Below are 15,112 nucleotides of genomic sequence, written 5' to 3' on the forward strand. Positions count from 1 at the left end.
ATGTTGGGACCGATAGTCCCTATCAGCATCCCAACATCCGTCAATTAGAAAATCTGTCAATTAAAAAACTGATTCAAAACCGCCATCTGCGATTACCTGCTCCAGGCGTTGCCCCAACGCTCTTTTCTGGGCCCAGTACATACTGCCGCCCATACTGATACGTTTTACGCCGAGCGTGTTCAGTTCCGCTATTCCCGCCAGGCCTTTCATCGCCAGAACGTTCACCGGCAGTGTGGTGGCAGATATTACGGCCTTAATATCCGCAGGTTCTTTGATGAAGGGAACAAAAAGTCCGTCTGCGCCGGCTTGTGCGTATAACCGTGCCCGTATAAACGTTTCTTCCAGTTTTCCGGGAATGTCTAACAGGAACGTGTCGGTGCGTGCATTGATGAACAGGTTTTGTCCTTTTGCCGCGAGGTGGCTTTTGATAGCGGAGATTTTTTTTACCAGATCATCTGCGGGCAGCAGCGTTCTCGTGCCGGAAGGTGCTGAATCTTCCAGGTTAATACCTGCCACGCCGGCTGCTACCAGCAGGTCTATATTAGCCAGCAGGTCTTCTGTGGAATCAGCGTATCCCGCTTCAATATCAGCAGATACAGGCACTTCCACGCAGGCCACAATGCGGCGGATAATATGCAGCAGTTCCCCGAAAGAGATGTTTTGACCGTCGGCATATCCGAGCGTGTCCGCAATGGCCGAGCTGGACGTAGCGATGGCTTTAATGCCTTTTTCCTGCATCACGCGGGCGCTGGCCACATCCCAGGCATTACTCAGCAGCAGTGGTGTTTCCTGGTGATGTAATTGTTTGAATTGTTCGTAAACAGACATGGGTTCCTTTTATTGTTGGTTTACATGAAATGTACCGGAGATAACGGTCACGGCTTCCCCACGGAGTAAAACGCGCTCGCCATGAAGCTCCACCTTCAGTTCTCCTCCCCTGGCGGAAGCCTGATAAGCGCTAAAGCTGGTCTTGCCCAACTTGTCCGCCCAGTAAGGCGCCAGGCAACAATGCGCAGAACCGGTCACCGGGTCTTCGTTGACGCCCAGTGGTGCGGCAAAATAGCGGGAAACAAAATCATAGGGACTGTCACTGTCTCCCGGCGCGGTGATCACCACCGGATAAGACGCCAGCAACTGGAAGTCGGGTTCAAATGCCGCCACCGCGCCGGCTGACGGCAGCTCCACGATATAACGGTCATGGCTAAACACGGTATTGCAGTAGTTGTCCTGGAACAACTGGCGCAAAGCAGTTGGCAGCACTACCGGTTCATAAGTACGTGCGGGAAAATCGAGTTCAATCAGTTCCGCTCTGGCGGTGGCGGTCAACAGGCCGCTGCGCACCGTATGAAAGCGCAGGGGCGTATCACGGGGCTCCAGTCCGTTGCTCCACAGCACATGCGCGCTGGCCAGCGTGGCATGCCCGCAGAGGGCTATCTCTACTCTGGGCGTAAACCAGCGAAGACTGTAACCGTCTGCCTGCTTCAACAGGAAAGCTGTTTCGGAGAGGTTGTTTTCCGCCGCAACGGCCAGCATCGTTTCATCGGCCAATGGAGCTTCCGACAGGCATACGCCAGCCGGGTTGCCGGAGAAAGGTTTATTCGTAAAAGCGTCTACCTGGAAGAAACGGATATCCATATCGTGGAGGATTATTGAACAGCAAAAATGCAACAATTCCTCCGCCTAAAACAGATACAGTTTCCCCTTTTTTGGCCATATCAGATGAGGCTGTTACATCCGGTAACAAACCGCATTGATATTCATACCGGCGCCTACAGAAGCAAATACGATCACATCGCCCGGATGCAGGGTATGTTCCGGCAGATCGCCTTTGCGCACCATGTCAAACAGCGTGGGAATGGTGGCCACCGAGCTATTGCCCAGTTCATGAATGTTCATTGGCATTACGCTGGCCAGGTCCGGTGTCAGGTCGTACAGTTTGTACAGCGCTTTGATAATGGCTTCGTCCAGTTTTTCGTTGGCCTGGTGAATGAATATCTTTTTTATCTGTGAGATAGGTATCCCTGTAGCGTCGATACAGGATTTGATAGCCTCCGGCACATGTTTGAGGGCAAACTCGTACACGCGGCGTCCCTGCATCTTCACGTATTTGATACCGGTATTTTCGTCCGGGGAGTTGGAAACGCCGGTGCTGATATAGTTCAGTTCCTGCATTGCATAAGTCTGTGCGGCGGCAGCAAGGATACCCGGACCATCTGCCGTTCCTTCGGCAGCTTCCAGCACCATGGCGCCGGCACCGTCACTGAAGATCATGCTGTCACGATCATGGCTGTCGAGCACGCGGCTCAGCACTTCTGCGCCGATGACGAGGCAACGTTTCGCTACACCGGCACGGATAAACGCGTCTGCCTGTATAACTCCCTGCAGCCAGCCAGGGCAGCCGAAGAGGATATCATATGCCACACAGTTGGGATTGCGGATGCCCAGTATATTTTTTACGCGGGCCGCCAGTGAAGGCACAGCGCCAGACTGTATAGAGCCCTGCTCCACATCTCCGAAATTGTGCGCTACTATCAGCTGGTCAATCGTTTCCGGGTCCACGCCGGCATCTTCGAGTGCTTTTTTGGCCGACCATGCGGCTATTTCAGAGGTATGCTGATCATCAGTTACATAACGACGCTCACAGATACCGGTGATCTGCCGGAATTTGTCGACAATTTCTTCGCCCGGCGTATTAATAGAGGCATGCTGAGCATCATAAAAATGGTTGGGAATAAAATCCCGGTTCAGTTTTGCGACCGCAGGAATAAAGCTACCTGATCCTTTGATGATAGTGTTGGTCTTGTTCAATGTAGAATCTGATTTTTTTGATAAAAGGCAAATAGGTCCATACCCCGACATGCGCTTCATCCGGTTGTAGGACGGATGGCGTGTATCTTCGTATAACAGATAGTGTGCAGAAAAAATCTTGCCGGTTTAGCGGCATTTTTGACTTAGAAAGCATTTTCATCCCCCTGAAGGTACTTTTTTTGAAGGACAAAAACTAATACGGGCCCAACAATATCTGCCTGCCAGGAGTAAAATGCGGCCCGGTTTTTATTGTGTTTAAAAACAAACACTTATAAACCATAGCACTATGACAATCCAGGAAATTGCCAGGCGCCTCGCTACCTACTGCGAAAAAGAGGACTACATGGGCGCACACCAGGAACTGTATGCAGAAGATGCCATCAGCATTGAACCGGAAGCCACCGGCGGTTTTGAAAAGGAAACCAAAGGCCTGCAAAATATCATCCGCAAGGGAGAGCTGTTTACGGACCTCATAGAAGCATCCTACGGCGTGAAAGTATCCGAACCCCTGATAGCCGGTAATTCCATTGCTTTTGTGCTCACCATGGACACCAAATTCAAAGGCAGGGACCGCAGTACGTTTGAAGAACTTTGTGTGTATGTTGTCAAGGATGGCAAAGTCATTTCAGAGCAATTCTTTTTCTGACAAGAGTATGGCCAATTGCAGCACAATATAGCCCGGGGTTTTGCTCCGGGCTATATTGTGTCGGCCATATCTTTAAAGTGCTGCTGTCACTTCGTCCTGGTACGCCTTCTTTACCACTTTGGCAGTTTTATGGTCGCCCGTATGGCTCCATCCAGGCGGCATCACGATGTACAGCAACTTGTTGACAATTCCCGGCGCCCTGCGGATATCTTTCCACAGGCAGTACAACTCGCCGAAATACACGTCCAGCAGATTGCCAGGATTCATCTCCCGGGTAATGCCATATACTATTTTCACCTCTCTTTTTTCCGGTTGAAAAGTACCGAACACCTTATCCCATATGTTGAGCAGGTTGCAGAAATTGGTGTCCATGTACTCCGGGTTCTTCGCGTGATGCACCCGGTGACAGGACGGGGTCAGGATGATACGGTTCAGAAAACCCATCCTGCCATCCGGCAGGATGTTCTCCCCCACATGGATAAAAGCGCCCCATGTACCATCGATGAACATGATCAGAAACAACATAGGCGGATTTACGCCGGCCAGTATACAGATGGAAGTACGGATCACGTCTGCATACGGCGCTTCCAGGAAAAAGTGCGCATAGGTGACCGACAGGTTCATGGCCTGCGGCGCATGATGGGTGGAATGCAGGCACCAGAAAATACGCACCTTGTGCCCCAGGTAATGATAGATGAAATGAGCGAATTCCCATACCACATATCCGTAAATAAACCAGTACCAGGTAAACGTAGTCTGAAAAGGCGCTATCTTTTCAAATACACCGATACAGAAAGCAATAGCCGCAATAGAAATAAACCGGGAGATAAATCGATTAAGCACAAAAATCAAAAAAGGAATTTTGTAGTCTTCTATCTTAAAACGTTTGTAAATCAGTGCACGGGCAACTTCTATCAGCAGCAGAAAAGGAATCACCGGTGAAATAACAGAAAGGATACCATTAAAAGTCAGCAACGAGGAATAATTGCCGGTACGGTACAGTTCCAGAAGGTTTCCGATACCCAGGAAAGAAATCACCTCCTGGTACAAGGTGTGGAAAATGGCCATAACAGGATAATTAAAAAAGATCAGTAACGCGGAAAAAGTTCTCCCGGAAAATAATATAAATTCGGGAAGATTTTACCCGAAATTGTTCTTATGAGAAAATTTTCTATCCTGCTGACTTTACTATTGTCTGCTACCCTGTTGAGCTCCGGCCAGTCCACCGACTCCATCCGTACTGCCTGGGGCCACCTGTACTATCATCTTTACGGCAAAGGTGAGCCCGTCATTGTATTATCCGGCGGACCGGGCAATTCCTGCCTGCAACAGGCGGAAGTGGCCGCTGAACTGGGCAAAACACACCAGGCTATTCTCCTGGAACAGCGGGGCACCGGCCTGTCCGTTCCCACGCCCATGGACTCTACCACCATCAACCTCAAATCAGCTGTAGACGACCTGCGTCTGCTAATGGACCATCTCCATCTCTCCAAAGTGACCATCTACGGCCACTCCTGGGGCGCCATGCTGGCCATGAACTTCGCCGTCGCCTACCCGCAGCGGGTAAAAAAACTGGTGCTGGCCTGTCCGGGCTACTATAAATTTGACGCCGGCTTCTTTACCACACATATCAACAACCTGCGGGTAAGAATGGGACTGCATGACATAGGCCGCTATGATTCCCTGGACAAAAAAATAGCTGCACATCAGGCCACCAAAGCCGATTCCGCAGAATACAACCGCATCATCCGCATGTCGTACATCTACGACAAAACGATGATCGACAGCATCCTGAAAAAAATAGACGTGGCGCCCTCCAACACCACCATGCAGATGCTCATGATCCAGGACCTCAGCCGCACCCACTACGACCTCAGCAAAACACTGTCCCGCTATAAAGGCCCCATGTACCTGATCGGTGGCGCACAGGACGCCCTGTCGTTCTATACATATGAGCTGAAACAGATACATCCTTCAGCGGTGCTGTATTGGGTGCAGGGTTCCGGCCACTTTCCCATGTTTGAACAACAGAAAGCTTTTTTTGAAACGTTGCATAAAACGTTGTAATGTTTGCTCGTCCACGGCGTCCCAGGGCTGAAGCCCTGGGCTACGTTTTGTTTTCAGGATGTTTTTTGTTGGCAGATGTTTCAAGTGCCGGGGGCCGATTTTTGCGATCAGGATTTGTAATGATTTTTAACGCGCCATCACCGTCTTTTCAATAGCGATGCTGCACCTATATCCTGATTGTGGCCCAGGGCTGAAGCCCTGGGAACAGAATAAAAAATTTCCATTATCTTGTTCCCTGAGTTAATCTAAACCCGTTGCCAAATCCAATCAAAAAAGCGCTGGCCCGGCTGATCATCCGGATGTCTGACCGCTTGTCGTCCCGTCCGGACAAAGGTGCTGTATTCAAGTCCCTGACCCGGCTGCACGACCGTATCCTCCAAGGGAAAAAGGACAGCGGCCTGCTGGTGCCGTTCGATCTTCAGCAGGGCCGTTTCATTATTTTTTCCGACCAGCATAAGGGCTGCCGCGATGCTGCAGATGATTTCAAAGATGCTGCCGGTGCCTATACCCATGCGCTGGAGCACTACTACGATCATGGTTATACGTTGATCAACCTGGGCGATTGCGAGGAGTTGTGGGAAAACACCCCTTCCGCCGTGATGCAGTACAATGAGCCTCCCTTGCGGATGGAAGCGCGTTTCCTGCAAAAGAAACGCTACTACCGCATCTTCGGCAACCACGACCTGGAATGGCACTATGCAGTGCCTCGCCGCCAGTTCCTGCGGCCGTTGTTCGGCAAAAAGCTGCGGGTATACGAAGGACTGGTATTGCAAACACAATATAACGGCCACGCCTATAGGGTATTTCTGGCCCATGGCCATCAGGGCGACAAACGTAGTGACGGCAACGCTTTCAGCAAATGGTTCGTGGCGGCCGTCTGGACACCGGTGCAACGCTTTCTGGATATCCACCCCGATACGCTCTCTGAATCGTTTGACCTCGTGGACGCTCATAACATAATGATGTACGAATGGAGCCTGCAGACAGCCAACACCCTGTTTATCTCCGGCCACACCCACAAACCGGTCTTTGCCTCGCTGGACCATATCGACCGGCTCACCAAACAGCTGCAGCGCGCTACTACCGACAACGACCTGATCGCCGTCGCTGCGCTCCAAACCGAACTGCAGCAGCGACAGGAAGAATACGCCGGCAAACAACTGGTGAAAACCATGGTACACCCTACCTATTTTAATACCGGCTGCTGCTGCTTCAGCGATGGAGACATCACCGGAATAGAGATCGCTGACGGCTTCATCCGCCTCATTAAATGGAGTGGCAAAAACAGTCCTGTGGCATATCGTAAAGTATTGGAGGAAGCTCCGCTGTACTATCTTTTTGATCGGTTGCCAGGGAATATCCAAACGGTCCGTTAATTATACTTTCTTTAGCAGGCAGGCAAGAACAATCGTGATCATGCTATTGTTAGCAATATGGCAATGTGCCCTCCTACAGGACATATTACCTGTCATGAAAACTATTGTTGATCCTAAAATCCTGCATATGAAAAGACTATTCGTTCTCATGGCGTTGCCTGTGTTCATCGCGCTCTGTGCAGCAAATGCCCAGGAGCCCCTGATGGCCCGCGCCGACAAAAAAGAAATCCGCAAAGAAAAACATGCTGAAAAAAAATCCCTGCGCGCATTGAAAGGCAGGGACGTCAGTTACGAGTCAAAATTGCACTTCGGACAGGACTTTGGCAATATTTCAGATGTGGTCTGGGAACGGACCACCTACTTCGACAAGGCATCCTTTACCAGCAAGGAAGGTAAGCCCATGACAGCCTTCTACGACGAGCAATCCAACCTGGTGGGCACTACTACCCCCGCTAAATTCTCCGACCTGCCGCCAGCTGCGCAACGCGACATCGAAAAACACTATAAAAACTACGCAGACGCCACCGTCATATTTTTTGACGACAATGAGTTTAATCAAACCAATATGATCATCTATGGAGAAGAGTTTGAAGACGAAGACAATTATTTCGTGGAACTAAAAGACGATAATAATAAGCTCATTGTGCTACGGGTAACACCGGAAGGCGAGGTGACTTACTTTTCGGACATCAGATAAGATTTAGTCATTTTTTTATTTTGATATTTAGTCATTTTGATTACGTTTTGTGTTAAAACAAAATGACTAAATATCAAAATAGATACATGTTATCCATGCAGCACCGAGAGAATATTACCTGACGGGTCTGTAAACCATGCGATGGCCATCCCCCGTTCTTTATCCCGGAAAATACCTTTTTCATCGGTGCCTATTTCCCCTTCGTAATGCTGGAACCGGATACCTTTCTGAGTAAGCTGTTCCACAGCATCGTCCACATTGTCTACAATAAAATTCAGCACCGTAAAAGTGGCCGGTTCATGGTCCGGCTTAGGGTACAGAAAAATTTTGCTTCCACCGTTTACCTGTAATTCCAGCCCCTCCGGCGTTTCGGATACTTCCAGTCCCACCTTGTCCTGATAGAACTGTTTAGCCTGCTGCAGATCATTGACGGAAAAGCTGCTGAAGGCCCCTGAATGTTTTAGCATAAACTAAGGTTTATTTGATGAGGAATATCACCTGTTCCTCAATTTTGTTACCAGAAAAACAAAATGCCTTACATTCATATTACTTAACCACGTTGATATGCGATGGAAATCAATCCTGCTGCTCTCCCTGACAATCACGCTTCAGGCCACCGGGCAGTCCCTGCCAGACACCGCCATGGTACTGGCGAAAAACACCGCCATATACGAGCTGGTCATCTCCCAAAACGGTCGTGTTATCTTCCAGCATACCTACAATGGCCAGCAGCCGGACACCCTTCACAATAGCCAGTCGCTCACTAAAAGCATCATGTCTGTATTAATCGGCATCGCTATCGACAAAGGTTATATTGCCGCTCCGGACCAGGAAATCGGTCAATGGTTTCCGGAGCTGGCCAAAGACCCGGATGTCCGTAAACAGCATATCACACTGCATCAGATCATGGACCAGGCTTCGGGGCTGTGGCATGAAAACCTGGAAGGCGGACTGGGTGAATACCTGTCACAAGCCAATCCTTCACAATATGTGCTGGCCCAGCCGCTGCTTGATGCGCCGGGAACAGTGTTCCATTACAACAATGCCGCCACTCACCTGCTGTCAGTGATACTGACCAGGGCCACCGGCATGCCTGTGGCCACTTTCGCGCAAAGGTTTCTCTTCAGCAAACTGGGCATTCAACACGCCGATTGGAAAAAGATGAATGACGGATATCATGATGGCGCGGGGTTGCGCAGCGTATACCTGTCTACCGCGGCCATTAATAAAATCGGAAACCTGCTGTTGCAGGAAGGGCAGTACAATGGGCAAACCATCGTATCCCGGAAATGGGCACGCATGCTGATGCAACCGCCGCTAACGCGGGCTACCGGCTGGGGATTTGCCGGTTCACAATATGCTTTATGTTGGTATCATGTGCGTTATGATAGTCAGCCTGTTACTTATGGTATGGGATGGGGCGGCCAGTACATGATCATTATTCCTGGCCTGAAAGCCGTGATAGCTGTACACGAGCGGGTGAACGATACTACTGCCGTGCGACAGGCCCTGTACTTTGAGCAATCGGTTTTTCCCTTTTTATGGAAGTATCTGCAAACAAAAAATAAAATGGCAGCAGGCCATTAACCATACAACACCTGCTGCCTGTAGCCACCACATCTGCCTTATGCCAATAATGCTGCCGCAGCAGTATCGAGATAAAAAGTACAATGCGGATGTTGTTGTAATATGCTGGCCGGGAACAGGTTGCTGACCGGCTGTTCCAGGCTGTTTTTTATGGCAGTGGCCTTTCTTTCGCCCGGCACGGAACAGATAATATGTTTAGACAACATGATCTGATGTACCGACATGCTGATGGCCTGTGCGGGCACATCCGCCGCTGTTTCAAACCAGCCTTCATTGGCCTGTTGCTGCCGGCATGCCTGGTCCAGGTCCACCACCAGGTAAGGCGCCTTCGTGGTAAAGTCTGCCGGAGGATCGTTGAAAGCAAGGTGGCCATTCTCCCCTACGCCTACCAGCGCCACATCAATGGGATGTGCCTGTATCAGGGCAGACAAGCGGGCTATCTCTGCGTTAGGGTCTGTTTCCCCGTCAATCAGGTAAGCCGCTTTAAGTGGCCCTACCTTCTGCAAAAAACGTTCTTTGAGGTATTTGCGGAAACTGGCCGGATGGGTTACTGGCAACCCGATATATTCATCGAGGTGGAACATCACCACCTTGCTCCAGTCAATATCAGTGGCTATCAGCTCCTGGAGGGTTTCAAACTGGCTGGTGCCGGTAGCCAGGATAATATTAGCCTGTCCTTTTTCACGGATAGCCTGGTTGATCAGCGCAGCCGCATCCTGACCGGCTGTTGTTCCTAATTCCTGCGGGTTGTTGGATCGGATGATTTTCATGTATATACTTTTTTTAGTCGTGACAAATGGATGTCTGTAAAGAGACAGCAAGCCTTTTTATTGTTTGTTTTCGGGAGATGCCTGCCTTTTGTTGACCACACCGGTGGTGCCGCCCTGTGTCAGGGAGATGTCCACTGGCTGGTTGTTTTTCCATGACCCGCCTGTAAAGTCAGGCACATCAATGGAATTGGAGCGATGTCCTATGGACCATTCACTGAGCGGCCATATGGCGCTCCAGGTAGCGGCATCGTACACGTCCATGTCCATGGGGAGGCCGTTACGCAGGCAATCGATCAGGCGCCAGTCCATCATGAAGTCCATCCCGCCATGGCCGCCCACCTGTTTGGCCATGTCCCCTACTTTCCGCACGATGGCCGGCATATATTGCTCTTCCAGTTTTTTGAAATCAGCATCACTGAGCCATCCTTCGTGGCTGGTGGCGATGCGGGCGGGCAACGGGTATTTCTGCGCGGTGGCTTTGGTGCCGCTGACCAGGTGGATACGGGAATAAGGCCGCGGAGAGGTAACATCGTGCTGCACCATAATGGTTTTGCCTTTGCGGGTGCGGATCGTAGATACGTTCATGTTACCTCTGAAATGCGCATTGGCGAATTGTTTATAGAAATCGTCTTTTTCCGCCAGTGATACCGCATAGGGATGCATCATAAAATCGTTGGACGAAACAGATACGAGGTATTCCATACTATCGCCGCGATTGATGTTCAGCACCTGGCATACCGGTCCCAGTCCATGTGTGGGATACAGGTTACCGTTATGTTTGGCGTTTTCGCGGAGGCGCCAGTTGTTATACCGTTTGGTTTTATCAAACATGCTTTCGAAGATATCGTGGATATAGGCGCCTTCGCAGTGGATGATTTCTCCGAAGAAGCCCTGGCGGGCCATGTTGAGCGTAAGCAGCTCAAAGAAATCGTAACAGCAGTTTTCCAGCATCACACAGTGTTTGCGGGTACGTTCCGATGTTTCCACCAGCCGCCAGCATTCTTCCAGTGTAGTGGCGGCGGGTATTTCCGTGGCCACGTGTTTGCCATGTTCCATGGCGTATACCGCAATGGGCGTATGCAGTTCCCATGGCGTGGCAATGTATATGAGGTCGATATCATTGCGTTCGCACATCTTTTTCCAGGCATCGGCAGATCCCGTGTATTCGTGGGGGTGATAGCCACTGTTGGCGATTCTTTTTTTTGTTTCCGCTATTTTTTCCGGGCGGATATCACAGAGGGCTTTCACTTCAATATTCTGAAGCCAGGTGATACGTTCTACCGCGGCAGAGCCTCTGTTGCCGAGACCTACGTAGCCGATGCGGACCGTATCGATTTTTGGGGCGGCGTAACCGCTCATATTAAAGCGTTGCTTACGGACTTGTTGCGCCAGTTGCAGCAGGTTGTCCGGCATACCGGCGGCATGGGCTGTTCCAATGCCCGGCAGCACGGCGCTGCCAGTGAGGCCGATACCGGCGAGGCTGGCCAGTTTGAGAAAATCCCTGCGGTTATTTTTCATATGCATATTATTTTTCGATGTTAAAATTGGCGGCTGCTGTGCGGACGATCAGCTGTCCGCGCTGGCGGCAGCGTTTACGCATTTCCTGGAACTCATCGCGGTAAAATTTGAGCGGCAGCCCGTTGACCGGGTTACCAGACATGTCTACCGGCGCTATCAGTTCTATTTCGCGGCCGGTGAGCGCGGCGGCCAGGGATACGTCTCCCCAGGGCAGGAAGCCTGGCAGGTGAATGGCCATGTTGAAGTAATCGACGCCCTGCCTGCTGGCAAACTGGTAACTGATCGGGCTGCTATGCAGCACCACTTTGCTGGCGCCGGGTTCCAGCGCAGCAAGGAAAAGGCCGGCCATGGCTGTTTCCCGGTAACCTTCCAGTGTAATGCGTTTTACGCCGTAATGGCTGCGGAGAAAGCCGGTCAACAGCCGCAGGTCGCTGACCCATTTGCCTTGCAGGGTATGTCCGAGCCAAAGCGCGCTGCGTGCCAGCGTATGAAAGCGGGGCAGGCTACCGTCAATCTTATTGGCTGTTTCGGAGCTTTGTTCGCCGGTGCCCCACAGGTCTGCCAGCACTACACCGTAGCCTTGCGCCAGCAGCTCATCGATACGGTCTGAAGGGATGCTGTCTTTTCCGCCGCTGTGCGTGAGTATCACGTAGCCGTTTTCTCTTTTGCGCGGCTTACGGTGCAGCAACGGCAGCAGTTCACCGTCCGTTGTTTCCAGTGCCAGCCGGTCCCACCCCTGTTCAGGAGAAAACGGATGTATTGTCTTCAGTTGCAGTTGCTGCTCCTTCAATACGGCTTTCAGCGCGGCCCTTTTTTCTTTTACGTCCAGGCGGTCATGGCCCAGCATATTGGCGCGCCATTCGCTGCCAGCCTGACGGCACCATGCGGCGGTGCTCATCACGTTACTGTCACGCTGCAACGAAGGGAAGGTAAGCAGCTGCGCAGCGGGTAATAAAACCGTGGCAGGCAGGGGCACGGGCCCGCCATTGCCGGTGCCTTTCAGGTGCTGATCAAACCAGCCCAGCATGGTGCTGCGTATTTCCGGCCAGTAGCCGTGGGTGGTATCAAAGAGCTGGTATTGCAGCCTGTCGCCGGCTTTCAGCAGCTGAAACAACGGTATGGCCGCTTTATAGCTACGCAGCATCTCCGAAGGATAAAAGGATTTGCTGGCGTCTTTTTCCGCATTGCATACTTTCAGCGCCCGTGGCGCTGCCATGGCGAGGATACCGGCTTCTTCGGTAAAGGTCAGCCCCGACGGCAGCAACTCACATACACAGTTACTGTTAAGGATATACGCTTCAAAGGTGCCTACGCTGACGACCGGCACAGCTGCTTTAATTCGTTCATCCATGGCCGTTAGCCACATGGTTTGATTCCCGCCGCCGCTGGCACCGGTGGCGCCTATACGTTTTTTGTCAGCTTGGAGCAGGCTGCACAGCAGGTCTACTCCCCGCATGTTATCGGTCAACTGCATGCCCATCAGGGTAGCACCGGCGTTCATCAGCGAAGCGCCGAGGCTGGCGCCGTGGTATTCTGCCACGCCGGGCGTGGTGGTCCTCTCTCCAGCGCCCCATGCGTCCATATTCAGGCAGATATAGCCGTGGCCGGCCAGTTCGTGGGCGGTGGCCTGCACCATATCGCCGGTACGGGCGCCGGGCCAGTGGCCGTGCATGTTGATCACGGCCGGAAAAGGCCCGGGTCCGTCTGGCATATACAGATTGGCGGTAGCGTATACACCGGGCCGGGTTTGAAATGAGATATTACGGATGCTGTACCCCTGTTGTTGTATGCGCCCTGTCTCCTTTACATCGAGCGGCAGCGCATGGTCCTCCTGCATCCCCGTTTCATGGACAATTTTCTCGCGCAGCTGCTGCCGCCAGGCGGACCACTCGTCAGTTGTCTGCGGCAGTGTGGTATGCCGCTGGAAAGCAGCGGCAGCCGCCAGCTTCAGCTGCCTGCCGGCAATATCTTCCCGCTCAGCGGGAAGCACTTTGGGCAACGGCTGCCCTATGGCCGGAAAAAACGAAGTCACTACCATGAAAAACTGCACTATCGTATTCAACATCCAATGATTTTACTATAAGATAAACTATTCCACGTCCCACCACAAGCGCGTGGCGGCATTGTCAGGCCCACCCAGCAGTTGCACGCCCTTTTTCAGTTCAGCCGCATTGGTAGTGGCCTCTGCGGAAGGGTAAGGCAACCGTTTGATGAAAGTCCCGGCAGGCAGGTCAGCATTCTCTGACTGTAATACCGGGTACATTTTAGGATAACCGCTGCGGCGGAATTCCGCCCAGCCTTCCAGGCCGTCGGGATAGACAGCGATCCACTTCTGGGTGCCTATCTGCTGGCGTTGCACGCCGGCGCCGGTGCCGAATTTCACCGGTATATCTGCAACGGCAGGTGAATTAGCCACATCTCCCGGCGCCACCGGTACGGCGGCAGATTGCGTATAGGCGTTAATGACAGCCCCGTCGGTAACGCCCCACTGCTGCAGGCTGGTCTCGATCCCTTTTTCATACAAAGCCTGAGCCGTACCACCCATGTTCCAGCCGTTCATGGCGCCTTCCGCCCGCAGGAAGTAAGCTTCTGCGGCGTACAGGATGGTCTGCGAAGCCTCCAGCGCCGGCAGCCATGAGCTGCCGTTCCAGGTGACCCAATAGGTGCCCGCGTTGGATGTTTGTGCCGCCTGGTTCAGCGGATTGTTCAGCGCTACGGCTGGTGAACCGTTGCGCACCCCTCTGAATGTGCCACCTGCTATAGAAGGCTGGTACATTTTGCCCAAACGGGGATCGTTATACCCTTTGAGATAAGACAGCATGGTGGAGCTCATACTGAACTCGTTATAGGATGCTATCCTCGCCAGGCCGTTGCCATCGCTGCCGTTGAGGGAACGTTTCAGTTTAGCCGTGTGCGTGATGTCCGTCATCACCCCGGCGGCCACTGCTGCTTCCGCCTCCTGTTTGGCACGGTCGGGCAACACGCCGGAAATACGCAGCGCCAGCCTTAGGCGCAACGTATTGGCGAAACGTATCCACTGCTGAACATCGCCACCATAAAAAAGATCATAGGTGCCGAACACATTAGCGGCGCCGGCCTGTTGAAGGTTCTTTACGGCATGGTCCAGTCGCTTGAAAAAATCGTCATAAATCTTGTCCTGCGCATCATAGGCGATCACGTCCTGTGCTTTGCCGGCATCGAAATACGGTACCGGGCCGAAGTAATCCGTCATATGATGAAAAGCGTACACCCACATAATTTCTGCCAGGGCACATTCACCGGAAGCCTTGTCTGTCTTCTCAAAAATGGTAAACAACTGTGGTACGGTCTGTACATAGGTGACAATGCCCGGCCGTGGCAGCCACGCATCGTTGATCTGGTAACGGTCGGTCTGAAAGCTGGTGGTATTCAGCGCAAAGTATTGCGCGTACAGATCGGCGTACAGGTTCTGCGTTGTCTGGTAATAGCCCTGGTTGATGGCGGCAGAAGACTGGGCTTTGGAAAACATAAATGGTATTTCCCGCAGGCCGGCATCGGTGATAGCACCGGGATTGGTGTTCAGGTCATCAAAATTTTTCGTGCAGCCGTTCAGTACAGCAGCCATTACCAGCGGAAGTATATATCGGAATTGTTTTTTCATGGC

Annotated in this window: 14 protein-coding genes; 5 read left to right on the plus strand and 9 right to left on the minus strand. The window is 52.0% G+C overall.

Annotated features, from left to right (window positions below):
* Nucleotides 1-60: 60 nt before the first annotated feature.
* From ACTJJS_RS24085 to ACTJJS_RS24095, 3 genes are all read right to left on the minus strand, one after another.
* Complete coding sequence (locus tag ACTJJS_RS24085) at nt 61-828, minus strand: isocitrate lyase/PEP mutase family protein (RefSeq protein ID WP_440665614.1); 768 nt, start codon at nt 826-828, stop codon at nt 61-63.
* A 9-nt stretch (nt 829-837) separates the two neighbouring features.
* A complete protein-coding gene (locus ACTJJS_RS24090; protein WP_440665615.1) occupies nt 838-1,635 on the minus strand; it encodes a PhzF family phenazine biosynthesis protein in 798 nt (265 codons plus the stop codon).
* A gap of 93 nt (nt 1,636-1,728) precedes the next feature.
* The gene (locus tag ACTJJS_RS24095) at nt 1,729-2,808 is read right to left on the minus strand and encodes a 3-oxoacyl-ACP synthase III family protein (protein WP_440665617.1); all 1,080 of its coding nucleotides are present in this window, start codon (nt 2,806-2,808) and stop codon (nt 1,729-1,731) included.
* 286 nt (nt 2,809-3,094) lie between these two features.
* Here ACTJJS_RS24095 and ACTJJS_RS24100 point away from each other — a divergent pair, with 286 nt between their 5' ends.
* Complete coding sequence (locus ACTJJS_RS24100) at nt 3,095-3,454, plus strand: SnoaL-like domain-containing protein (RefSeq protein WP_440665619.1); 360 nt, start codon at nt 3,095-3,097, stop codon at nt 3,452-3,454.
* Nucleotides 3,455-3,526: 72 nt separating this feature from the next.
* Here ACTJJS_RS24100 and ACTJJS_RS24105 read toward each other — a convergent pair whose 3' ends face one another.
* A complete protein-coding gene (locus tag ACTJJS_RS24105) occupies nt 3,527-4,522 on the minus strand; it encodes a sterol desaturase family protein (RefSeq protein WP_440665620.1) in 996 nt (331 codons plus the stop codon).
* Nucleotides 4,523-4,612: 90 nt separating this feature from the next.
* Here ACTJJS_RS24105 and ACTJJS_RS24110 point away from each other — a divergent pair, with 90 nt between their 5' ends.
* From ACTJJS_RS24110 to ACTJJS_RS24120, 3 genes are all read left to right on the plus strand, one after another.
* Entirely contained in the window at nt 4,613-5,521 is a 909-nt protein-coding gene (locus ACTJJS_RS24110; protein ID WP_440665622.1) for an alpha/beta fold hydrolase, read from the plus strand.
* Nucleotides 5,522-5,775: 254 nt separating this feature from the next.
* The gene (locus ACTJJS_RS24115; protein WP_440665624.1) at nt 5,776-6,897 is read left to right on the plus strand and encodes a metallophosphoesterase; all 1,122 of its coding nucleotides are present in this window, start codon (nt 5,776-5,778) and stop codon (nt 6,895-6,897) included.
* A gap of 127 nt (nt 6,898-7,024) precedes the next feature.
* Nucleotides 7,025-7,594 (plus strand): hypothetical protein, encoded by a 570-nt coding sequence (locus ACTJJS_RS24120; RefSeq protein WP_440665626.1) that lies wholly within the window; start codon nt 7,025-7,027, stop codon nt 7,592-7,594.
* An 89-nt stretch (nt 7,595-7,683) separates the two neighbouring features.
* Here ACTJJS_RS24120 and ACTJJS_RS24125 read toward each other — a convergent pair whose 3' ends face one another.
* Entirely contained in the window at nt 7,684-8,061 is a 378-nt protein-coding gene (locus ACTJJS_RS24125) for a VOC family protein (RefSeq protein WP_440665628.1), read from the minus strand.
* 97 nt (nt 8,062-8,158) lie between these two features.
* On the opposite strand from ACTJJS_RS24125, the gene ACTJJS_RS24130 reads away from it, so the two are divergent.
* Nucleotides 8,159-9,181 carry a serine hydrolase domain-containing protein gene (locus ACTJJS_RS24130; RefSeq protein WP_440665629.1) on the plus strand — a complete coding sequence of 341 codons (1,023 nt, stop codon included), beginning with the start codon at nt 8,159-8,161 and terminating at the stop codon, nt 9,179-9,181.
* A gap of 38 nt (nt 9,182-9,219) precedes the next feature.
* Here the strand turns inward: ACTJJS_RS24130 and ACTJJS_RS24135 are convergent, their stop codons facing one another.
* Genes ACTJJS_RS24135 through ACTJJS_RS24150 form a run of 4 tightly spaced genes read right to left on the minus strand, consistent with a single transcriptional unit; the run spans nt 9,220 to nt 15,109 of the window.
* The gene (locus tag ACTJJS_RS24135; protein WP_440665631.1) at nt 9,220-9,951 is read right to left on the minus strand and encodes a glucosamine-6-phosphate deaminase; all 732 of its coding nucleotides are present in this window, start codon (nt 9,949-9,951) and stop codon (nt 9,220-9,222) included.
* Nucleotides 9,952-10,008: 57 nt separating this feature from the next.
* On the minus strand, nt 10,009-11,469 hold the full coding sequence (locus ACTJJS_RS24140; RefSeq protein ID WP_440665632.1) for a Gfo/Idh/MocA family oxidoreductase: 1,461 nt from the start codon (nt 11,467-11,469) through the stop codon (nt 10,009-10,011).
* Between the two features lie 7 nt (nt 11,470-11,476).
* Nucleotides 11,477-13,534 carry an alpha/beta hydrolase family protein gene (locus tag ACTJJS_RS24145; RefSeq protein ID WP_440665633.1) on the minus strand — a complete coding sequence of 686 codons (2,058 nt, stop codon included), beginning with the start codon at nt 13,532-13,534 and terminating at the stop codon, nt 11,477-11,479.
* Between the two features lie 24 nt (nt 13,535-13,558).
* A complete protein-coding gene (locus tag ACTJJS_RS24150; protein ID WP_440665635.1) occupies nt 13,559-15,109 on the minus strand; it encodes a SusD/RagB family nutrient-binding outer membrane lipoprotein in 1,551 nt (516 codons plus the stop codon).
* Nucleotides 15,110-15,112 lie beyond the last annotated feature (3 nt).

Source organism: Chitinophaga sp. 22308 (assembly GCF_052045305.1).
Lineage (GTDB): Bacteria > Bacteroidota > Bacteroidia > Chitinophagales > Chitinophagaceae > Chitinophaga > Chitinophaga varians_A.